This window comes from Veillonella caviae (genome assembly GCF_003992125.1).
GTDB classification, from domain to species: Bacteria; Bacillota; Negativicutes; order Veillonellales; family Veillonellaceae; genus Veillonella; species Veillonella caviae.
Genome location: NZ_RQUY01000006.1, coordinates 1 through 20918 on the forward strand (window position 1 = coordinate 1; position 20918 = coordinate 20918).

A 20918-nucleotide genomic window follows, 5' to 3' on the forward strand; every position below is an offset into this window, starting at 1 on the left:
TGGAATGAGCTACATATGTCTACAAATTTTCCAACTTATTGGGATTAGTCACACACACTTTTTGTCCTATAACCCCGGATATAGCTTTTATAAAATGACCGTAATGTGCAAGCGCATCAGCCGCTAGGGAAGTAAATTCATCTCGGATAGGGGATTTTTGTCTTTTCGTAGTAATTGCCGTTGGTGTTTTTAGTAATCGGAACGTTGGGGAAGTAAATTCATCTTGTAGGACATGTTTTTTTATGCTGCGGATATAGCTTTTATAAAATGACCGTAATGTTTTTGGTGTAAGTTGTATTTGACAAATATCCGTTTTTTACAATATACTGAGTATTATTAAAGCATAGTTATATGATAGGTTTTAAATTCCCGAATGTATGAGGGAATAAGAATGCGCCTACAGTAGGCGAGGAGGTTAGTATGAGCGATAATAAACAGAAAGAGCATCATTGTCAGTGTGGTCATCATCACCACGAGCATAATCATGAACATGGTCATCATCACGGACATAGTCATCATCACCATCATGAGCATGACCATCATCATGAGCACGGACATGACCATCATCACGAGCATGAGCATTCTCATGACCATAGTCACGGAAAAGCTATGCCAACTGATAAATGGGTACCACACACGCATGCGCCAGGTGAGGTGCATGAGCATGGTGTAAATGATTACATGCAAGCTGTTGCGGAATATCGTAAAACATGGCCTACGAAACAAGATGTGATTGAGCAAACTCCAGATCCTGCTGTGCGTGAAATGATTCTTCGCATGGAGCAGCTTGGTTGTGATACTGTATTTGACCGTTTTGATAAACAACAACCGCAATGTACATTCGGTATTGCTGGCGTATGCTGCCGAATTTGTTTCATGGGTCCTTGTAAAATTACCCCTAAGAGTCCTCGCGGCGTTTGTGGTGCTGATGCAGATCTCATTGTGGCTCGTAACTTAACACGTGCTGCTGCAGGTGGTTTAACGCAACATGGTGCGCATGCTCGTGAAATTTTGATTTCTTTGAAAGCTGCCGCTACTGGTGAATTAGATATTCCTATTATGGGGGAAGAAAAAATCCGCACTGTATGTAAAGCCTTTGATATTCCAGAAGAAGGTCGTACAGTCCATGAAGTCGCAAACGATTTAGCAGACGTGCTATTGGAAGATTTGAGCCGTGCATTGCCTGGGGAATATAAAACAATTTCGGCATTGGCACCAGCTGAGCGTCGCGAAGTGTGGAAAAACTTAGATATCTTACCGATTTCTGCATATAATGAGGCATTTGATGCATACCATCGTACATGCGTAGGTACTGATGGGGATTGGAAAAGTAATATGCAACAATTCTTGCGTTGTGGTCTTGCTTTCACATTTACTGGCGTAGTAGCAGCAGATATCGCTACTGATGCATTGTTTGGTTTAGGTGGTCGCCGTACATCTAAGGTTAACATTGGTGCTTTGAAAAAAGGTTATGTTAATATTGCGGTTCATGGTCACTTGCCAACATTAGTATCTCAAATTTGTACTATCGGTAATTCCGAAGAATACCAAGAAAAAGCGAAAGCTATTGGTGCGAAAGGCATTCAATTCTATGGTATTTGTTGCTCTGGTTTGTCCAGTATGTATCGTTATGAAAATGTGATTCCATTGTGTAATGCTGTAGGTGCGGAGCTTGTTCTTGGTACTGGCGCCCTCGATTGCTGGGTTGCGGATGTACAAGATGTGTACCCTGCTATTATGGATGTAGCTCGTTGCTTTAATACAAAAGTAATTACTACTTCTGATGCAGCTCGTTTACCTGGGGCTGAACATATTGGTTATGACCATCACCACAGTAATTTGAGTGAAACAAAACAATTGGCTAGAACTATTCTTGATCGTGCGTTAGAAGCTCATGAAAAACGTAAAGGCATGCCAGTATACATTCCACCATATGAAATTTCCGCAGAAGTTGGTTTTTCTCCAGAATCTACAGTGAAACATTATGGTTCTTTTAAACCGTTGGCAGATGCCTTGAAATCTGGCAAAGTGCGGGGCATCGTAAATATCGTAGGCTGTTCTAACCCTCGTGTTATTTATGAAAAAGCTACTGTTGATATTTGTGAAGAACTCATCAAAAATGATTGCATCATTCTCACTAATGGTTGTGCATCCTTCCCATTGATGAAATTAGGCTACTGTAATACAGATGCTATTAAGAAATGCGGTAAAAACCTTCAAGAATTCCTTGGCGATGATCAACCACCTGTATGGCACGTAGGGGAGTGTGTGGATAATGCTCGCTCCTCCGGTATTTTCGCTGGTATTGCTGGTGAATTAGGTTTTAATTTGCCACAAATGCCGTTTGCTATGTCCAGCCCTGAATGGTCTAATGAAAAAGGCATCGATGCATCACTGGGATTCCGTTTGATGGGGATTAACACATACCACTGCGTTGAGCCACCAACACAAGGTTCTGATGCGGTAACAAAATTCTTAAAAGAAGATACAAAAGAACTTCTTGGTTCCGTTATGTATGTTAACACTGATCCTGCTGTAGTGGCAGCAAAAATTATTGATGACATCAATAAAAAACGGGAAGCACTTGGTTGGCCAGTATAATTATATATAACTGACTTATAGGTTTTGATTAGTATTGTTAATGGTGAAAGCAGTCTCCAGTGAGATAGCTTGTGGCTGTTTTGAATCTTAGAGATATATTTAGAATATATAATTAAAAATAACCAATTCTTCTAATCGGAAGAATTGGTTATTTTGGTGTATTTGTAAGTTTTTACACATTCATATTCGCGCCTTTACGAACGTAGAACCAGTAGCATACAGCTACGGTTACAATATTAAACGCGAGAAGGACAGCGAAGGCTGGGTGAATGTTACCAAATGTGGTGTAAGTGAAACCGAAGATTTTTGGTGTTATGAAGGCACCGTAAGCAGCTACGGCTGCGGTAAAGCCTGTTACGAGAGAACCTTGTAAGCCATCTGTGAAGATATGTGGAATCATACGGAACGAAGCCCCTGTAATGAAACCGGTAAATACGAAGGTGATAACGGACATCGCGAAGAAGAATGGGAAGCTGTGTAAATCTACACCTACTGCGATGAGAGCGGTGCTTACGCAGAGGCCGATGAGACCAAGGAAGGTAATTTTCGTACCGCTGTTGATTTTATCAGCTAACCAACCGCCTACAGGGCGAAGTCCAGCAGATACGAGGGGACCTACGAATGCAATGTAGGCGAATGGAATTTCAGGAAATTCTTTGCCTACCAATAAGCCGAGGGCGGCGGCATAGCCGGAGAATGCACCGAAGCCGCAAGTATAGATTAATGTCATTGCCCATGTATGTTTATTGCCGAAAATTTGAGCCAAGCTTTTAGGATTTGGTTTGGCTAATGGCAAATTATCCATGAATTTCAAAATTAATGCTAATGTAATAATGAGCGGTATTACCCACATAAGGGCTGCATTGGCAAGATATACAGCATCGCCATTGATGATGGCTGGTGTAACGCCGAATACACTTCCTAGGGCTGCACTGCCCATGGCAAATGCTGCTAAGAAGTAGAGAATGGAAATGCCAAGGTTGCCGATACCACCGTTGATGCCGAGGGCTGTACCTTTTTCCGATTTAGGAAAGAAGTTACCGATATTCGCCATCGATGCGGAGAAGTTGCCTCCCGCCAGACCGATAAGAGCGGTTAAAACCATAAATGTTTCATACGAGGTTGTTGGGTCTTGTACCGCTTGGCCTAACCACACTACTGGGATGAGAAGAATCAAAGTGGAGAAGAATGTCCAGTTTTTACCACCTACGAGGGCGGGCATATAGGTGTACACAAATCGCAAAGTGGCACCTACGAGTCCAGGAAAGGCGGCGAGGGTAAATAATTGATCTGTTGTAAAATTGAAGCCAGCTCCATTTAACTGTGATGCAATGGTACTCCATAAATACCAGACACAGAATGAAAGCGTGAGGGCCAACGTGGACACTACGAGGTTTTGTTTGGCGATTTTCTTGCCATAAGACTCCCAGAAATCCTTGTTGTCTGGTTGCCAATTTGCCACGATATCGCGGCGTGATGTAAATGTGGTACTTGAGCTCATAAGAAATTTCCTTTCCATTCTTTATACTCATGATTACGGTTACTTTCACACATAGTAGAATCTATAGGCTAGTCATAGTATAATAAACTTATAAAATATATGGCTTTACTATATACGGCTTTACTATGTGCACGGATTCTCAGTTAACATCGTTATCAAATGGATTAACATAATGAAGATATGCAGCTGTGATTAAAATTACACGTTTATCATACTAAAGATAATATAATATGAATGTGAGAAATAGCACACTTATTTGAGAATAAATACGTTATAATATGGATTAAGGATGCGCGGTGATGGTATGAAGAAAGAATTGATAAACCAATTACTCGCTTTGCCAGGTGAAACAATTAATTTAGTAAAAGGTGAATTTTTGTTTCATGAAGGTGATATAGCAGAACATTTTTATATAGTTCTTTCCGGACGATTGAGTATAAAAAAATTTGAGGCTAGTGGTCATATTTTTGCACTTCGTCTCGTAGGTCCTCAAAATGTAATGGGTGAGATTCCGTTATATGAGGAAAAACAACGAACCTATGTGTTCAATGCTATTGCTCGGGAAAATAGTTCTGTTTATGCTATTCGCTATTCTGTATTAGAGGGGGCTATTGCTAAGGACCATTCATTGGCTATTGCGATGATGAAGATTTATACACTTCATATGCGGCGGCAACAAGCTAAGTACAGAGATTTGCTGCTATATGGCAAAAAAGGCGCATTCTATTCTACATTATTGCGTTTAGCCAATAGCTATGGTATTCAGCGTGACGATGGTATATTCATCGATATCGCCTTGACGAATCAAGAGTTGGCTGAATTTGCAGCCACATCTCGGGAAAGTTTGAACCGTATGCTCAGTGAGTTGCGTAAATTGGGCTATGTTGCCTATGATAATCACCACTTAGTCATTCGAGATTTCGATGCTCTTATTGCATTGTTAGATTTAGATGTTGATAGTATTGATTCTGATATTAGCAATATAGAATGATGTAAGACCCTTGTTGTTGGCTTTGCTAACGCAAGGGTCTTTTTGTAGTTTGTAAGGAGGATTACGATGAGCTTGTTATCACAGAAATTCAAGTTTCTTCGCAAAAAAGACGTATCTCGTAGTGGGCATCAAATCACAGAAGAAGGGGGGCGACAGTGGGAAAATTTTTACCGTGATCGCTGGTCTTATGATAAGGTGGTTCGCACTACGCATGGCGTAAACTGTACTGGTTCTTGTAGTTGGAATATTTACGTTAAAAATGGTGTAGTAGCATGGGAAAACCAAGCTACTGACTATCCTGAAACTCCTGATGATATGCCGGATTATGAACCTCGTGGATGTCCTCGTGGAGCTACTTTCTCTTGGTATTTGTACAGTCCGTTGCGTGTGAAATATCCGTATGTGCGCGGTGAATTAGCTGAATTATGGCGTGAAGCGAAGAAAAACGCTAAAAACCCTATAGAAGCGTGGAAATCTATCGTTGAAGATCCTGAAAAATGTAAAAAATACAAATCCGCTCGCGGTATGGGTGGTTTCGTGCGTTCCACATGGGATGAAGCTACAGAAATTACGGCTGCATCCTTACTCTATACAGCGAAAACATATGGACCTGACCGTAATGCAGGTTTTTCTGTAATTCCTGCTATGTCCATGTTGTCCTATGCGGCAGGTGCTCGTTTCCTCAATTTGATGGGTGGCACGCCCTTGTCCTTTTATGATTGGTATGCAGATTTACCGCCATCTAGCCCTCAAGTTTGGGGGGAACAAACGGATACACCTGAATCTGGTGATTGGTACAATGCTGGTTATATCATTACTTGGGGCTCCAATGTGCCGTTGACGCGTACTCCGGATGCTCATTTCTTGACAGAAGTGCGCTACAAAGGAACTAAGGTTGTCTCTGTATCCCCTGATTATGCAGAATCGACGACGTCTTCTGATGCATGGCTTAATGTGAAAGCTGGTACTGATGCGGCTTTGGCGATGGCTATGGGTCACGTTATTTTGAAAGAATATTACGTTGATCAAGAAACGAAATTCTTCACTGACTATGCGAAAGCTTTCACGGACATGCCATTCCTTGTACGAGTAGAAAATATCAATGGTGCTGTACAACCAGGTCGTTTTCTCAATGCTAAAGACCTCGGCAGAAATGAGGAAGGCGCTGAATTCCAACATCTTCTCATCGATGACAATACGAATACCCTCGTTGTGCCAAATGGTACATTAGGAGATCGTCATAGCCATCCTGAAAAATGGAATTTGCGTTTAGAAAATCGAGATACTGGTGAAAACATCGCCCCTCGTTTGTCTGTATTCGACAATCGCCAAGATGTAGTGATGGTTAAATTGCCATATTTCGGTGACGAACAACACGAAGGTATTATTGAACGCGCTATTCCTACCATTACGGTACAAACTGCAGAAGGGCCTGTACAAGTGACGACCGTATATGATTTGATTTTGGCGAATTACGGTATCGACCGCGGTATTGGCGGTGAAGCGGCTAGCAGCTATGAAGAAGATGCTCCATATACGCCAGCGTGGCAAGAAAAAATCACTGGTGTATCTGCTGCTATTGCTATTCGTACAGCTCGTGAATTTGCTGATAATGCAATCAAAACTAAAGGTCGTTCCATGATTATCATGGGCGGTGGAATTAACCATTGGTATCATGCAGACGTCATTTATCGCACCATTTTGAACATCATCATGTTCTGTGGCACAGAAGGTGTTAACGGCGGTGGTTGGGCTCACTATGTAGGGCAAGAAAAATTACGTCCTGTTGAAGGCTGGGCTGGTATTATGACTGGTAATGACTGGAGTAAAGCGCCACGTTTACAAAATGGTACATCTTGGTTTTACTTTGCTACAGAACAATATCGTTCTGACTGTATCGATTTGGCAGATCGTACCTCTAAATTAGCTACACCTCGGTATCGCCATCCTGGTGACTACAATGTTATGGCTGCTCGCTTAGGTTGGTTACCATCGTATCCTACGTTCAATAAAGGAAGCCAAGAGCTCATCAACGAAGCTCGTGCTGCTGGTGCTGGTTCCGAAACGGAGATTAATCATTTCGTAGCTCAAGCGTTGAAGAATAAAGAATTACAATTTGCTATCGAAGATCCAGCAGCAAAAGAAAACCATCCGCGCAATCTATTTGTATGGCGTGCGAATCTTATCGGTTCTTCCTCTAAGGGGCACGAATATTTTCTTAAACATTTACTTGGTACAAAACACGGCGTTTTAGAAGATGATGATGCATCAGTAAAACCAGAGGAAATTAAATGGCGTGAAGCTGATGGAGCAGGTAAATTAGATCTTCTCATCGATATCGATTTCCGTATGGCATCTACAGCACTCTATTCTGATATCGTATTCCCAGCGGCAACTTGGTACGAAAAAGAAGACTTATCTTCTACAGATATGCATCCATATGTACACGTATTCCAAGCTGCTGTTGATTGCGCATGGGAAACTAAATCCGACTGGGATACATTCCGAACATTAGCTGAAACGGTATCTCGTGTAGCGAAGGAGTCTGGTTTTACTGAATACGAAGATATTGTAGCAGTACCATTGCAACATGATAGTCCTGGTGAAATTGCGCAACCAGAAGGCAAGGTTCTCGACTGGAGTCGCGGTGAATGTGAGCCGATTCCTGGCAAAACTATGCCAAATTTAGTTCATGTAAAACGAGATTACAGTAAAATTTTTGAAAAATTCATCGGCTTAGGTCCAAATATAGAACAAAAAATGGGTGCTCATGGTTTGTCTTGGGATGTATCCGATGCGTACCAATCCTTGTATGAACAAAATGGTACCATTGATAACCCAGAATTCGTATCTCATGGACGTCCGAGCATTTACGAAGCTCGAGAAGCATGTAATGTAGTATTAACATTGTCATCTTGTACGAATGGTAAATTAGCCGTTCGTTCCTGGGAAGCGATGGAGCAGAAAACAGGCATTGAAGGGTTACAAAAAAATGCCATCGGTCGTGAACAAGAACAAATCACCTTTGATGATATGGTAAAACAACCACGCTTTATCATCAGCTCTGTAACAAGTACTGGCAAAAATGATAAAAACCGCCGTTACTCGCCGTTCACTACATCTACAGAAGATAAGGTACCATTCCGAACCGTTACAGGTCGTCAATCCTATTACTGTGATCATGAAATTATGCGCGATTACGGCGAGGCTATGGCCTTGTATAAACCTGTATTGTCCTATAAGCCAGTACAGAAGGATTACAAAATTGAAGGCGTTCCGGAAATTACATTGAAATACTTAACACCGCATCATAAATGGTCTACTCATAGTATGTATTTTGATAGCCAACAATTGCTCACCTTATTCCGTGGTGGTCAAACTATTTGGCTTAATGAAGACGATGCAGCAGAAATTGATGTGAAGGACAATGATTGGGTGGAAGCTTTCAACAAAAATGGTGTCGTAGCAGCACGTGCCGTTGTATCACCACGTATTCCACGCGGCATTTCCTACATGTACCATTCCCAAGACCGTCACATTAATGTGCCAGGTGCACAAGTGAAAAAACAACGGGGCGGTACACATAATGCACCAACTCATATTCATATGAAACCGACTCACATGATCGGCGGTTACGGTCAGTTGAGTTACGGATTTAACTATTATGGCCCTACTGGTAACCAACGGGATATGACCATTGTGGCTCGTAAATTGAAGGAGGTAGATTGGCTTGAAGATTAAAGCTCAAATATCTATGGTCCTAAATTTGGACAAGTGCTTAGGCTGTCATACATGCTCTATTACTTGTAAAAATACATGGACGAACCGCGAGGGTGCAGAATACATGTATTTTAATAATGTAGAAACGCGTCCTGGTGTAGGATATCCTAAAAATTGGGAAAACCAAGAAAAATGGAAGGGTGGCTGGAGTCTCGACAAATCTGGTCATCTAGCGCTCGCGACAGGTTCTAAAACAAATCGTTTAATGAAATTGTTCTATCATCCAGAACAACCAGAATTGACCGATTATTTTGAACCTTGGACTTACGACTATGAAACATTGATTCATTCTGGTCGTAAAAATAATCAACCAGTAGCAAGACCTCGCTCTCTTGTGACGAAACAAAAAATGGAAGTCACTTGGGGACCTAATTGGGATGATGATTTGGCAGGTGGCGAACATGCTCGCGCTGACGTGAATCTCAAAAAAATGGGCGACCATATTGTATTTGATTACGAAGAGGTATTCATGCGTTATTTGCCACGTCTTTGTAATCACTGTTTAAATCCTGCTTGTGTAGCAGCGTGCCCATCTGGGGCTATCTATAAACGTGATGAAGACGGCGTAGTTCTCGTATCCCAAGACGTATGTCGCGGTTGGCGTCATTGCGTCCCTTCTTGCCCGTACAAAAAAATCTTCTATAATTGGGAAACTAACAAAGCAGAAAAATGCGTGTTCTGCTATCCACGATTGGAAAATGGGTTACCTCAAATCTGTGCTGAAACTTGTGTAGGTCGTATGCGCTATGTAGGTGTTGTATTATACGATATGGACAAAGTAGAGGAAATGGCGAGCACTGTTAATGAGCAAGATATTTATGAACATACAGTAGACTTGTTGTTAGATCCCAATAATCCAGCTGTGATTGATGCAGCTCGTGAAGCAGGAATATCAGAGGCTTGGCTCAAAGCGGCTCAAAAATCTCCAGTATATAAATTGGTAAAAGAATGGAAGGTGGCATTGCCATTGCATCCAGAATATCGTACATTACCAATGGTTTGGTATATACCACCGCTTAGCCCAATTTTGCAACGAGTTACATCTGATGTGTATTTACCAGATGCTCACGAAATGCGTGTACCTGTTCAATATTTGGCAAATATGTTTACTGCAGGCAATGTGGAAACGTTGAGCAATACATTGCAACGGATTCTTGATATGCGTGAATATATGCGCCGTCGTGAAACGAATGATGAGCCAATCGCTCACGACGTAGATTTAACGGAAAAGCAAATGTATGCTATGTATAAATTATTAGCTCTTTCTAAATACAATGATCGCTTCGTTATCCCTACGGATATTGATATGTCTCAGGAAGGTCGTCAACACATGCAACACAATCGTGGCTTTGCATGTCCTACAGGGGGATGTAAATAATGAAAGATGCTCAAAAAATTGCTCTCATTGCATCCTTCTTGCTTCGATATCCTGATGCAACCTGGTACGATGAGATTGGCGAATGGAAAGTGGATACTCACACTGTTGGACATCCGCAACTTCGACAAGGTCTTCTCGAATTCTTTGATTACATTGAGGAAATGCCTAGGAAAGCATTTGAAGATCAATATGTCCGCACTTTTGATTTTAGTCAAAATACAACCATGTACTTGTCTACCTATGAATTGCAAGGTACAGGGGAACAAGCAGAAGAACTGGTAAAATTCAAAGCCTTTTTCCTTGAAAATGACTATGATTTGCCGAAAGAAATGCCTGACTATATTCCGGCTCTTCTCGAATTATGCGCCGTTATTGACGAAGAAAAAGCTCGTGAAATTTACGATTATTGTAAGCCAAAATTAGAATACATTCGGGAACGCTTTATTGAAGCTAAATTGCCTTATGCATTCTTGTTTGATATTATTTTATCTGTTGCTAATGGATTGGAGGACGATGGACGATGAATCTATTTCTTTGGGGGGCATTGCCTTACATTGCTTTCACATTTCTCATCGTTGGGACTGTAGTTCGTTTTTTATATTTTGAAAGAAATTGGACTACTAAATCTAGCGAATTTTTAGAGAAGAAACAATTGCGCATCGCCAATCCATTATTTCATTTTGGTTTGCTGTGCGTTATCGGTGGACACGTAGTGGGCGTGCTGATACCAAAAACATGGACTGCTATGATGGGCATTGATGATCATATGTATCATCAAGGTGCCCTATACATGGGGGCCATAGCGGGTTTGCTGTTCATTGCAGGGTTCTTGTTACTCATGAAACGTCGTTTTACCGTGCCTGCTATGAAAGCTAACACATCTACCACGGATAAATGGTTATATCTGTTCCTAACTCTCGCTATTTTTAGCGGCATGGCAGGAACACTATTAAATGCCTCTGGCTTCTTTGACTATCGTGTGTCTATTGGACCTTGGTTTAGGAGCTTATTATCCTTTATGCCTAATCCATCTTTGATGGAAGGTGTACCATTTATGTTTAAATTCCATATGTTGGCATGGATGGCCGTGGCAATTTTATTCCCATTTACACGGCTCGTACATTGCCTCAGTGTACCGCTTAATTATCTAACACGTCCGTTTATTGTGTACAGAAAACGAGATAAGTTCTAGTACAGTGTACAAACCGCCACTGATTTCCACTACGCGTATGGCCTTTAGCCTACGTAAAGTTGAAAACAATCAGTGGCGGTTTTTTCATTTTAACATCTCATTTTATGTTCTATATGGCGTAACTAATGACGCCTATAAAACGCATATTAATATAGGAAATGCCTAAATTTTAGGATACAATAGAGATATACAATTATATAGTTAATTTGAAAGTAGGTATATTATGGATACATCGTGGAAACGATTGTTGTATTTAATATGTGCCATTCAAATAGGTGCAGGTATTACCATTGTAGGCATCCTATCGTTTATACCTTTATATTTAGTTGAGTTAGGTCTACATGATCCTGGTGAGGCAGCTGTGTGGGCTGGGCTTGTGTCTGGTGTAACTCCTTTTATGGTAGCGCTTAGTGCACCTTACTGGTCTTTGCAGGCTAATAAACGAGGGCCACGCCCTGTTATGATGGCTATTTTAGCTACCTTGGCTACGGCAGTAGCGTTATCTGGTTTTGCACAAACACCGATGCAGTTATTAGTGTTGCGTACATTACAAGGCTTAGTTGGTGGATTTGTTCCTATAGGTTTGGCGATTATCGTTTTTGCCATACCAGAGGAAAAACATCCTTGGGCAATGGGACTATATCAGGCATCACTTGTGATGGGGCTTGTATTTGGACCATTATTAGGTGGTTTGGCTGCAGATGTATTTGGTTATCGCACACCATTCTTTATGTTCTCTGCTCTATCAGCAATATGTTGCTTAGGTGTATACAAGTGGATGCCTACGCTTAGTTTTCCACATAAAGAACAAGAGTCACAGTGGTCATTGTTGCGATATTTCTTAGGCATATCAAAGGTAAGAATGTTAGCCATATTGATGTTTTTATGTAATTTTGGCATTACTGGGATTGGTCCTATTTTGCCGCTGTATATTAAACATTACATGCCTGTCGACGAGTCTTATCTTGCTACTATAGTTGGTATTATTATTTTTGGAGCTGGTATATGTAGTGCATTAGCATCATTATCTATTGCAAAAATGACGAAACTGATGGGTATGCATCGGATATTATTGATTGCTACCATCGGCGTATCAATCTTTTTTATTCTTCAATATATGATGCCCGATGTATGGAGTCTTGGTATTTGTCGTAGTATAGCAGGTTTTTTTATGGGCCTCATTACGCCAGTAGCAAATACATTGATATCTTTATCGGTACCAGTAGAAAGAAAGGGGATTGTATTTGGCGCGCTATCTGGTTTTGTGATGATGGGCAATGTATTAGGTCCCATGATTAGTGGTATGGTTGCAAATTGGTTTGGCTATGGTATGGTTTTTTGGATGACTGCTGCTATATTTGCAGTAGCTGCCATTTCGGTAGGACGTAAACAATCGTAATATTATGATTGGATATAATTTTGATGACTATATGATTGTTAATAATAACATGGTGCCGTCTATACATAATTTGATGCCATACATAATGAGTATAGTGCCACAGATGCGGTTAATCCAAATGAGATGGGATATTTTGATGTTCTTCGCTAATAGATAGATAATAGTTGCTAATGAACAAAACCATATCGGTGTCATTGCAAGAAAACCAGCAAAAAAATGGTAAATGTATTCGCTAGGTATATTGGCACGAAAAGCACCGAGCATCATGGTGGCGTCAATGATGGCTTGGGGATTGCCCCAAGTGACGATGATGGACATAGTGATAATTTTTTTTATAGGAATATTGGTGTTCACCTTTTCTAGGGAGGCTTCATTGCGAATCACAGTATATCCCATATAGGTGACGATGGCGCCGCCTACTATGAGGATCACTAATTTTAACAGAGGCCACATTTCAATAAGGGCACCGATACCAAAGAAAGCGGCAGTACTCAAGGTCATATCGAATAAACCAACGATAGCTATCGTTATCATAATGCGTGACCAAGGTTGGACTAAAGCGGTGTTAATAACAAATAAATTTTGCATCCCTATAGGCGCAAAGGTGGCGAGCCCGATGAGTAGGCCTTGTAAGAAATACATAGAATCTCCTTATAATTAACCTGTTTTAATTAATAAATGGCAGAACCCTTAATATATTGATAATTTATGGTAAATGATAAGTGAATAGTAGATATACGAAAATTACCCTCATATATAGTGAGGGTAATTTTTTATATATTCTATTTTACCATAAACCAATTATATGTTGTGCCACTAGGCTAACAATGGCGATGGCAATCCAGCAAGCAGCTCCTAAAGCAAGGGCAGAACCACCAGATTTGAGAAGTTTTACAATGTTGGTGTTTAAACCGATAGCTACCATTGCCATGGTGATAAAATACTTGGAAATAGTTTTAAATATATCGAGGAAGTGAATATCCACGTTCATATAGGATAAGATAGTTGTAATTAATGAGCAAATTACAAAATATAGTACGAATTTTGGGAATATAGAGGCTACATTGACGGAAGCGGCATCACCAGAGTTGGCAGCTACTTGTTTTGCCTTATATACTTGATAACTAGCAAGGCCTAAGCAAATTGGAATAATAGCCAATGTACGGGTCAATTTAACGATGGTAGCGTATTCGAGAACTTGTGTGCCTGTTCCTTTCATACTATCCCAAACGGCAGCGGTAGCTGTTACCGATGATGTATCGTTAACGGCGGTGCCTGCAAATAGACCAAATCCCATATTGGATAGATGCAATGCATCTCCAAGCGGTGGGAATACGAATGCGGCTACTACGTTGAAAAAGAATACTACAGAAATGGCTTGTGCAATATCTTGATCATCAGCATTGATAACAGGTGCTGCGGCAGCAATGGCAGAACCACCACAAATTGATGAACCAACCCCGATGAGCACCGCTGTATTGGACTCTATATGAGTCATTTTGAAAATGATATAAGATACAATCAATGATGTAGCAATGGTGGAAATAATAACAGGTAAGGAAATCCAACCTACATGCAAAATTTGCGTAATATTGAGCCCGAAACCAAGTAAGATAACGGCCCATTGTAAGATTTTCTTCGATGTGAAAGCAATGCCTGCGCCTGTTTTTTCTCGTTTCCACGATGTAAATAGAGAACCTATTATTATACCTAGAATGATAGCAAAAATAGGACTCCCTATAAGATGAAATTGTTGTCCTAATAACCAGCAAGGAATGGCGAGAATAAAGCAAAGGGCAATGCCAGGAAATGTTTTTGTATTGATACCCATCATAATACCTCCTATTGTACATACAGCATCTCTGTGGTGTAACGCAGGGGTGCATTTATATTTATGAGTTAATAGTACCACATTCATGGGAATTAAATCCAATTGAAAAATTTCGATACATAGAATTTAGTATGAAAGTAAAGCTGTTATGTATACATAGCTTTTTTTTATGTATAGTTTTATAATCCATAGTGTAACTTATAAAAATAAATGCATAGTTTAGGGAAATGCCAAAGCTGTGTAATTGCGAGGTGCTCTATGATTAATATCAATAAAATGATTGAACATAATAAGGCGTATGTAGCTACGCATCCTGAATTGTCTATGAAAGGGCTTACAAGTCATCCTACGAAAAAGTTGGCTATAGTTACATGTATGGATACGCGTCTTGTGGGAATGTTGGAAGAGGCACTTGGATTTGAGCGTGGTGAAGTGATTGCTATTAAGACAGCTGGCAATAGTGTAACCCAACCGATTGATAATGTTGTACAAAGCCTTCTCGTTTCTACTTATGGTATGGGAATCGAAGATGTGCTCGTTATCGGTCATGAAAACTGTGGGATGATTGATTTTTCTGCAGAACAATTTATGGAATCTATGAAGGCGAAAGGCATTAGTGAAGATGCTATTCGTATGATTGAACCTGGGCTTATCGATTGGATGGACCGTTTTCACATTTCCGAAGAAAATGTAAAATACACCGTACAGTTTTTACGTCATCATCCATTATTTCCTAAGGGAATGGGGTTTTATGGGGGAATGATGGATCCTGATACAGGAGAGTTCCGATATATTGAGGTTTAATAGATTTGTATTAATGTCCCCCATACTATTTCGTAATTGATGTATGGGGAGCAATTCCCTTGTATTTGGCCATTATGGAGCATCCTTTTTGTTAAGCTGCATGATAAAATATAGTTGACTAAATATCTGTGACGGCGGTATACTGCAATTAGATTGTTAACCTAGATGTGCAATATGGTTTTCAATGACGATGGTTTTACTGATGAGAAACAGCCTATAATTGATGGTCAAATCACATTTTTGTAATGATATGTGGAGAATAGTAGGCTGATGAATCGATTTCTATAAGACATATGTATTCTTAGGAGTGCTAGAGAGGAGCAGTTATGAAAGGTTTAGCTTTGTCGGTCATTGGCACGGATACGGATGTAGGAAAAACGTTTGTTACAGGGTTGTTAGGGGCCTTGGCGGTGGCGGATGGCTTCGATGTGGGCATGGTTAAGCCCGTATCATCTAGTGCAGTGCCATTTCCTGAGTGTATATCCACAGATGAAGATAATTTAGCGATTCATTTAGAGAGCAAAGATGCTACGTATTTGATGCGTGCTGTGGGGATTCCTGAGTCACGTCGACATGAAGTGAATCCATATGCACTAGCAGGGGATTATTCACCACGCTTAGCTGCTGAATTAGCTGAGGTGGATATCGATTATGATGAGGTAGTTCATCATATTCAACATGTGGTGCCGAACTATGACATTACTTTCATAGAAGGAGCCGGAGGTATTACAACACCTCTCATTGGGGATTATACGTTTTCAGACCTTATGAAAGATATTGCCTATCCTGCATTAGTTGTTGCAGATGGACGTTTAGGGTCCATTAATCGTGCCGTACTGACTTGTGCATATGCTAAGCAGCATAATATTGATGTAAAAGGCATTATTGTTAATGATACTACATTGGTAGACCCATTTTTGTTGAAAACGAATATAGCCGATATGGAACGATATACAGGCGTTCCTGTGCTTGGTGTGTTGCCACCTTATAAAGGACCAGACCAACAAAAAGTGCTCCTCGGCTGGGGGCGGTCTTTCTTGGATACAGAGCGTATTTGGACGGCTATTTGGGGCGATAATTTTAAAGGACAGTAATACATTAAGAGTAGGATGTTATTAGAGAGCTTAAATTTTGTACTTGCTATGTATGGATGAATAATAGTTAGTGGAGATTAATCGATAATAGTTGATATAGGTTGATAAATAACAATTAGTATAGTTTAGTGTGGGTTACTACATGAGGTGACAAAATGGCGGAACGGAAACTTTCACAAGTAGCAAAATGGGATCATGAATTTGTATGGCATCCATTTACACAGATGCAAGACTGGTTGGCACAGGAGCCAGTGGTTATAGAACGTGGCGAAGGAGTTTATTTAATTGACGAAAATGGTAAACAGTATTATGATGGCGTATCGTCATTGTGGGTAAATATTCACGGTCATAATCACCCTACGTTAAACCGAGCATTGAAAGAGCAAGTCGATAAAATCGCGCATAGCACATTGTTAGGGCTCGTGAGCCCTCCGTCAGCACAATTGTGTAAAGAATTAGTAGAATTAGCACCAGAAGGGCTAAATAAAGTGTTCTTGTCTGATGATGGTAGTACGGCCATTGAAATTGCCATCAAAATGGCGTATCAGTATCGTCAACAAGTGGGGCAAACAGAAAAAACGAAATTTATATCTCTTAATGCAGGGTACCATGGCGATACATTAGGCACCGTGTCTGTAGGGGGTATCCAATTATTCCATCAAGTATTCCATAATTTATTATTCAAACCGATTACATTGCCGTCCCCAGGGGTATATCGGGATGTAGCAGATCGGGAGGCGGCTTTTGAAGAATCCTTAGCAGAATTGGAACGTATACTTGATGAAGAAGGCCATCAAATCACAGCTCTCGTTATGGAGCCACTAGTGCAGGCCGCTGCAGGGATGCTTGTTATGCCTCATGGTTATTTGAAACGAGTTCGTGAACTCACTGCAGCCCACGATGTATTCCTCATCGTCGACGAAGTAGCTACTGGCTTTGGACGGACCGGTACATTCTTTGCTTGTGAACAAGAAGGCGTGTCGCCTGATTTCATGACGCTATCTAAAGGGATTACTGGCGGTTATATGCCATTGGCGGCTACTTTGACAACACAACGCGTATTCGACGCATTCCTCGGTACCTTTGAAGAAAAGAAAACATTCTACCATGGTCACTCTTATACAGGGAATGCGTTGGCCTGTGCTGTTGCATTAGCATCGTTACAAGTATTCCGCGATGAAAAGGTAATGGAAGGGCTTCCTCGCAAAATCGAGGCTTTTACCAATGCATTGAAACCGATTGAACAATTGGAACATGTGAAAGAAGTGCGTCAACGAGGACTTATTGTTGGTATTGAATTGGAACAAGATGTAGCGACTCATACACCATATCGACCTAATGACGCAGTAGGCGCTAAAGTGGCCGTTCTCGCTCGTGAACGTGGTCTTATCTGCAGGCCTATCGGAGATGTAGTTATCCTCATGCCTCCATTGGTATCTACGGTGGAACAAATAGAGGACATGGTGCGCATTGTTGGTGAAAGCATCCGCATTGCTACAGAAGAGGAACATGTGTTGGAAGGTATGAGGCCGATTATTTTGTAATTGGCAGATATTGTTATCTTATTTTACAAATAATATTAATATGTTGCTTTAAAGCCTTAATCTACTAGACTTGGTAGGTTAAGGCTTTATTTTCATGACTAACCTCCCTATATATGTTAAGATAGGTACATAAGGAGGTCATAGTATGGACATTTATGTAATTATGCAAGTCGTCATTTTGTTTGGCGCTATTTTCCTCGGAGTACGTCTCGGCGGTATGGGTATTGGTTATGCTGGTGGCCTTGGCGTAGTGTTATTGAGTTTAGGTATGGGAATGTTCCCAGGGCAGATTCCGTGGGATGTTATTCTAGTCATCATGTCCGCTATTGCAGCCATTTGTGCATTACAATTGGCAGGAGGGCTAGATTACTTGGTACGGATTGCAGAAAATCTTTTACGCAAGAATCCAAAGCATATCAATTATTTAGCTCCAACGGTGACGTATTTCTTGACGATTTTAGCGGGCACAGGTCATACGGCGTTTTCCATGATTCCCGTTATTGTGGAAGTGGCAAAGAGCGAGAATATCAAGCCTTCGGTACCTTTATCCATTGCCGTAGTAGCTAGTCAAATCGGTATTACCGCCAGTCCTGTATCGGCAGCGGTAGTCGCAATGAGTGGATTTTTAGAACCTTTTGGCGTTAGTTATCCCATACTCCTTGCTATTTGTATTTCCACCACTTATGTAGCAGTGCTCATTACAGCTTTTATCATGTCCAATCTTAGTAATAATGATTTATCTACTGACCCTGTGTATCGTGAACGTTTGGCTGCTGGTCATGTGTCGGTGCCACGCGAAAAAAACGGAGATTTTCAATTAAAACCACATGCGAAGACATCGGTATTAATCTTTCTCATCGGTGTTATAGCCATCGTATTTTATGCAACGGCTATCTCTAAAAATATTGGGCTCATTTCACCAGTTATTTTCGGCCGAAATGATGCCATTGTGGGCTTCATGATGACTATCGCCACAGCTATCACATTATTCTGTCACATCGATACAGCGGATCTTGTGAATACTAGTACATTTAAATCTGGTTTGTCCGCTTGCGTCTGTGTGCTAGGTGTGGCATGGTTAGGGGATACTTTTGTAAAAGGTCATATTCCTGAAATCAAAGCAGTAGCAGCTAATCTTGTAACTGCTTATCCATTTTTATTGGCAGTAGCGTTCTTTTTTGCTAGTACCTTACTGTACAGCCAAGCGGCTACTACACAAGCTTTAGTGCCAGCTGTTATCCTAGCTCTCGGCATTACACCAGAGCACACAGATAATGTGTATATTATTATTGCATCTTTTGCAGCTGTGTCTGCATTATTCGTGTTGCCAACATATCCTACATTACTAGGGGCTGTACAAATGGACGATACAGGAACGACAAGGATTGGTACATTTGTATTTAATCATCCATTCTTTATTCCTGGTGTATTGACAATTGCTATTGCAGTAGCTCTTGGGTTCGTTGTGGCGCCATTGCTGCTATAGAGGCAATGAAATAGCGATTATGATATAACAGTATATATCACGTTAGTACAGTAGTGATATTATATGAGTATAATAATGATACTATAGTAAAGATGATATTATAAAAAAACGTAGCACCCTGTGTGGCATCTAATGATTAGCGTACAGATACGTCATCGTTAGGATGTATAACACAGGGCGCTACGTTTTTATTTTTTTCTATTAAATTCTGTTGTAGCGCTTATTTTTTAGTACAGCTATTCTAGGGCAACTATTGGGGGTAGTATTCTGCTGTAGCTACTTTTTCTGTTACTACATCGAGAAATTTTAACGCCACTTGGCTCATGGCACTGTCGCGACGCCATAATAATTGGAGTGGCAAAGAGATGGGATCTTCAATAGGGATAAACCGTAGATTGCTTTGGCTCGTATTGAGGATAGCATCCTTGCACAAGGCAATGCCTAATCCCGCTTGTACGAGACTAGATGCGGTGTACGGAAAGGTGTATACCGATGATACATTAAGCATCTCCAACGGCATGTTGAGCCAGCCTGCTACGATTTTGCGAATCATAGGGTGATTTGGCAAAATGAGCTGCTGTGTTTCAAAATCCTCGTGTTTTAAGACTTCTTTCAAATATAGTGGAGAGGAGTCCGGTACAAGGGCAGAGAATATATCCCACCATGGTAATGGCAAGGTGTTATATTTTTCCGTATCTACAGGGCCTAAGATGATGGCGAAATCGATATCACCACTATCTAATCGTTTAAATGTGTCTTCTATAGTACCACTTAGGAAATTGAGATTAATCTGAGGATATTCTTGGCGCAGTTGGTGAAAGGTTTTGAATAATTCTTCATTATATTGGCTATCTGTACCGCCTAAATACAATGTGCCATTGATTTCAGAAAAGCCTTCTAATGTTTCTCGCGTAAAATTGACGAGACCTAAAATTTCACGGGCTTTTTGATAAAAGAAATTGCCTTCTGTGGTTAAGGTAATATGTCTGTTACCGCGATTCACTAATGGAGTACCCAGTTCTTCTTCTAAATCTTTTATCTGAATTGACAAAGCAGGCTGCGTCATATGTAACGCTTGGGCTGCTTTTGTAATATTGCCTTCTTTAACAACGGTTACAAAATATTGTAATGTGCGTAACTCCATAGTGTCTCCTTATACCTAGCTAAGTTGGGGGAATGTCATCACATCGATTTTTCCGATAATTATTATACTAAAAAAAGCGATAATTTCGTGAGTATCTTTTAAACAAATTAATAGCATCAATTTATTGTTTTAAAAAGATACAAGTACTCTTTTCTATTTGGAGATACAAGCTT

15 protein-coding genes are annotated in these 20918 nt (G+C 40.6%); 11 read left to right on the forward strand and 4 right to left on the reverse strand.

All coding sequences use genetic code 11. From position 1 onward, the window contains the following. Window positions 1–420: 420 nt before the first annotated feature. Window positions 421–2601 (forward strand): anaerobic carbon-monoxide dehydrogenase catalytic subunit, encoded by a 2181-nt coding sequence (cooS, locus tag EO120_RS03215; RefSeq protein ID WP_241234867.1) that lies wholly within the window; start codon window positions 421–423, stop codon window positions 2599–2601. 172 nt (window positions 2602–2773) lie between these two features. Here cooS and EO120_RS03220 read toward each other — a convergent pair whose 3' ends face one another. Further along, complete coding sequence (locus EO120_RS03220; protein ID WP_127134069.1) at window positions 2774–4102, reverse strand: MFS transporter; 1329 nt, start codon at window positions 4100–4102, stop codon at window positions 2774–2776. A gap of 304 nt (window positions 4103–4406) precedes the next feature. Between EO120_RS03220 and EO120_RS03225 the strand changes: the two genes are divergently transcribed. The 6 genes from EO120_RS03225 (at window position 4407) to EO120_RS03250 (ending at window position 12842) form a co-directional block, all read left to right on the forward strand. Next, window positions 4407–5093: a Crp/Fnr family transcriptional regulator gene (locus EO120_RS03225; protein WP_164725718.1), complete on the forward strand. Its 687-nt coding sequence runs from the start codon at window positions 4407–4409 to the stop codon at window positions 5091–5093. Between the two features lie 66 nt (window positions 5094–5159). Next, window positions 5160–8834, forward strand: coding sequence for a nitrate reductase subunit alpha (locus tag EO120_RS03230; protein WP_127134071.1), 3675 nt, complete (start codon window positions 5160–5162; stop codon window positions 8832–8834). After that, window positions 8824–10251: a nitrate reductase subunit beta gene (narH, locus tag EO120_RS03235; protein WP_127134072.1), complete on the forward strand. Its 1428-nt coding sequence runs from the start codon at window positions 8824–8826 to the stop codon at window positions 10249–10251. The genes EO120_RS03230 and narH overlap by 11 nt, the downstream gene beginning before the upstream one ends. Next, window positions 10251–10775 carry a nitrate reductase molybdenum cofactor assembly chaperone gene (gene narJ, locus EO120_RS03240; protein WP_127134073.1) on the forward strand — a complete coding sequence of 175 codons (525 nt, stop codon included), beginning with the start codon at window positions 10251–10253 and terminating at the stop codon, window positions 10773–10775. Before narH ends, narJ begins: the two co-directional genes overlap by 1 nt. Beyond that, on the forward strand, window positions 10772–11443 hold the full coding sequence (gene narI, locus EO120_RS03245) for a respiratory nitrate reductase subunit gamma (protein ID WP_127134074.1): 672 nt from the start codon (window positions 10772–10774) through the stop codon (window positions 11441–11443). The genes narJ and narI overlap by 4 nt, the downstream gene beginning before the upstream one ends. Before the next feature lie 223 nt (window positions 11444–11666). Then, window positions 11667–12842, forward strand: a complete 1176-nt coding sequence (locus EO120_RS03250) for an MFS transporter (protein ID WP_127134075.1) — start codon at window positions 11667–11669, stop codon at window positions 12840–12842. A 27-nt stretch (window positions 12843–12869) separates the two neighbouring features. Here the strand turns inward: EO120_RS03250 and EO120_RS03255 are convergent, their stop codons facing one another. Together EO120_RS03255 and EO120_RS03260 are read right to left on the reverse strand one after the other, a co-directional pair. Continuing rightward, the gene (locus EO120_RS03255) at window positions 12870–13484 is read right to left on the reverse strand and encodes a LysE/ArgO family amino acid transporter (RefSeq protein WP_127134076.1); all 615 of its coding nucleotides are present in this window, start codon (window positions 13482–13484) and stop codon (window positions 12870–12872) included. 145 nt (window positions 13485–13629) lie between these two features. Beyond that, window positions 13630–14673: a YeiH family protein gene (locus EO120_RS03260; RefSeq protein WP_127134154.1), complete on the reverse strand. Its 1044-nt coding sequence runs from the start codon at window positions 14671–14673 to the stop codon at window positions 13630–13632. A gap of 258 nt (window positions 14674–14931) precedes the next feature. Here EO120_RS03260 and EO120_RS03265 point away from each other — a divergent pair, with 258 nt between their 5' ends. From EO120_RS03265 to EO120_RS03280, 4 genes are all read left to right on the forward strand, one after another. Next, entirely contained in the window at window positions 14932–15477 is a 546-nt protein-coding gene (locus tag EO120_RS03265) for a beta-class carbonic anhydrase (protein WP_127134077.1), read from the forward strand. Window positions 15478–15803: 326 nt separating this feature from the next. Next, window positions 15804–16571 carry a dethiobiotin synthase gene (gene bioD, locus EO120_RS03270; protein ID WP_127134078.1) on the forward strand — a complete coding sequence of 256 codons (768 nt, stop codon included), beginning with the start codon at window positions 15804–15806 and terminating at the stop codon, window positions 16569–16571. 155 nt (window positions 16572–16726) lie between these two features. Continuing rightward, window positions 16727–18115 carry an adenosylmethionine--8-amino-7-oxononanoate transaminase gene (gene bioA / locus EO120_RS03275; RefSeq protein ID WP_127134079.1) on the forward strand — a complete coding sequence of 463 codons (1389 nt, stop codon included), beginning with the start codon at window positions 16727–16729 and terminating at the stop codon, window positions 18113–18115. A 145-nt stretch (window positions 18116–18260) separates the two neighbouring features. After that, complete coding sequence (locus tag EO120_RS03280; RefSeq protein ID WP_127134080.1) at window positions 18261–19601, forward strand: anaerobic C4-dicarboxylate transporter; 1341 nt, start codon at window positions 18261–18263, stop codon at window positions 19599–19601. 250 nt (window positions 19602–19851) lie between these two features. Here the strand turns inward: EO120_RS03280 and EO120_RS03285 are convergent, their stop codons facing one another. Then, window positions 19852–20745, reverse strand: coding sequence for a LysR family transcriptional regulator (locus EO120_RS03285; protein WP_127134081.1), 894 nt, complete (start codon window positions 20743–20745; stop codon window positions 19852–19854). Window positions 20746–20918 lie beyond the last annotated feature (173 nt).

Excerpts from the sequence above, each read along its gene's own strand:
- EO120_RS03225 (WP_164725718.1), top strand. The coding sequence starts at position 4,407 with ATGAAGAAAGAATTGATAAACCAATTACTCGCTTTGCCAGGTGAAACA.
- EO120_RS03265 (WP_127134077.1), top strand. The coding sequence starts at position 14,932 with ATGATTAATATCAATAAAATGATTGAACATAATAAGGCGTATGTAGCT.
- EO120_RS03230 (WP_127134071.1), top strand. The coding sequence starts at position 5,160 with ATGAGCTTGTTATCACAGAAATTCAAGTTTCTTCGCAAAAAAGACGTA.
- EO120_RS03220 (WP_127134069.1), bottom strand. The coding sequence starts at position 4,102 with ATGAGCTCAAGTACCACATTTACATCACGCCGCGATATCGTGGCAAAT.
- bioA (WP_127134079.1), top strand. The coding sequence starts at position 16,727 with ATGGCGGAACGGAAACTTTCACAAGTAGCAAAATGGGATCATGAATTT.
- bioD (WP_127134078.1), top strand. The coding sequence starts at position 15,804 with ATGAAAGGTTTAGCTTTGTCGGTCATTGGCACGGATACGGATGTAGGA.
- narJ (WP_127134073.1), top strand. The coding sequence starts at position 10,251 with ATGAAAGATGCTCAAAAAATTGCTCTCATTGCATCCTTCTTGCTTCGA.
- EO120_RS03285 (WP_127134081.1), bottom strand. The coding sequence starts at position 20,745 with ATGGAGTTACGCACATTACAATATTTTGTAACCGTTGTTAAAGAAGGC.
- EO120_RS03260 (WP_127134154.1), bottom strand. The coding sequence starts at position 14,673 with ATGGGTATCAATACAAAAACATTTCCTGGCATTGCCCTTTGCTTTATT.
- EO120_RS03255 (WP_127134076.1), bottom strand. The coding sequence starts at position 13,484 with ATGTATTTCTTACAAGGCCTACTCATCGGGCTCGCCACCTTTGCGCCT.
- narI (WP_127134074.1), top strand. The coding sequence starts at position 10,772 with ATGAATCTATTTCTTTGGGGGGCATTGCCTTACATTGCTTTCACATTT.
- EO120_RS03280 (WP_127134080.1), top strand. The coding sequence starts at position 18,261 with ATGGACATTTATGTAATTATGCAAGTCGTCATTTTGTTTGGCGCTATT.
- EO120_RS03250 (WP_127134075.1), top strand. The coding sequence starts at position 11,667 with ATGGATACATCGTGGAAACGATTGTTGTATTTAATATGTGCCATTCAA.
- cooS (WP_241234867.1), top strand. The coding sequence starts at position 421 with ATGAGCGATAATAAACAGAAAGAGCATCATTGTCAGTGTGGTCATCAT.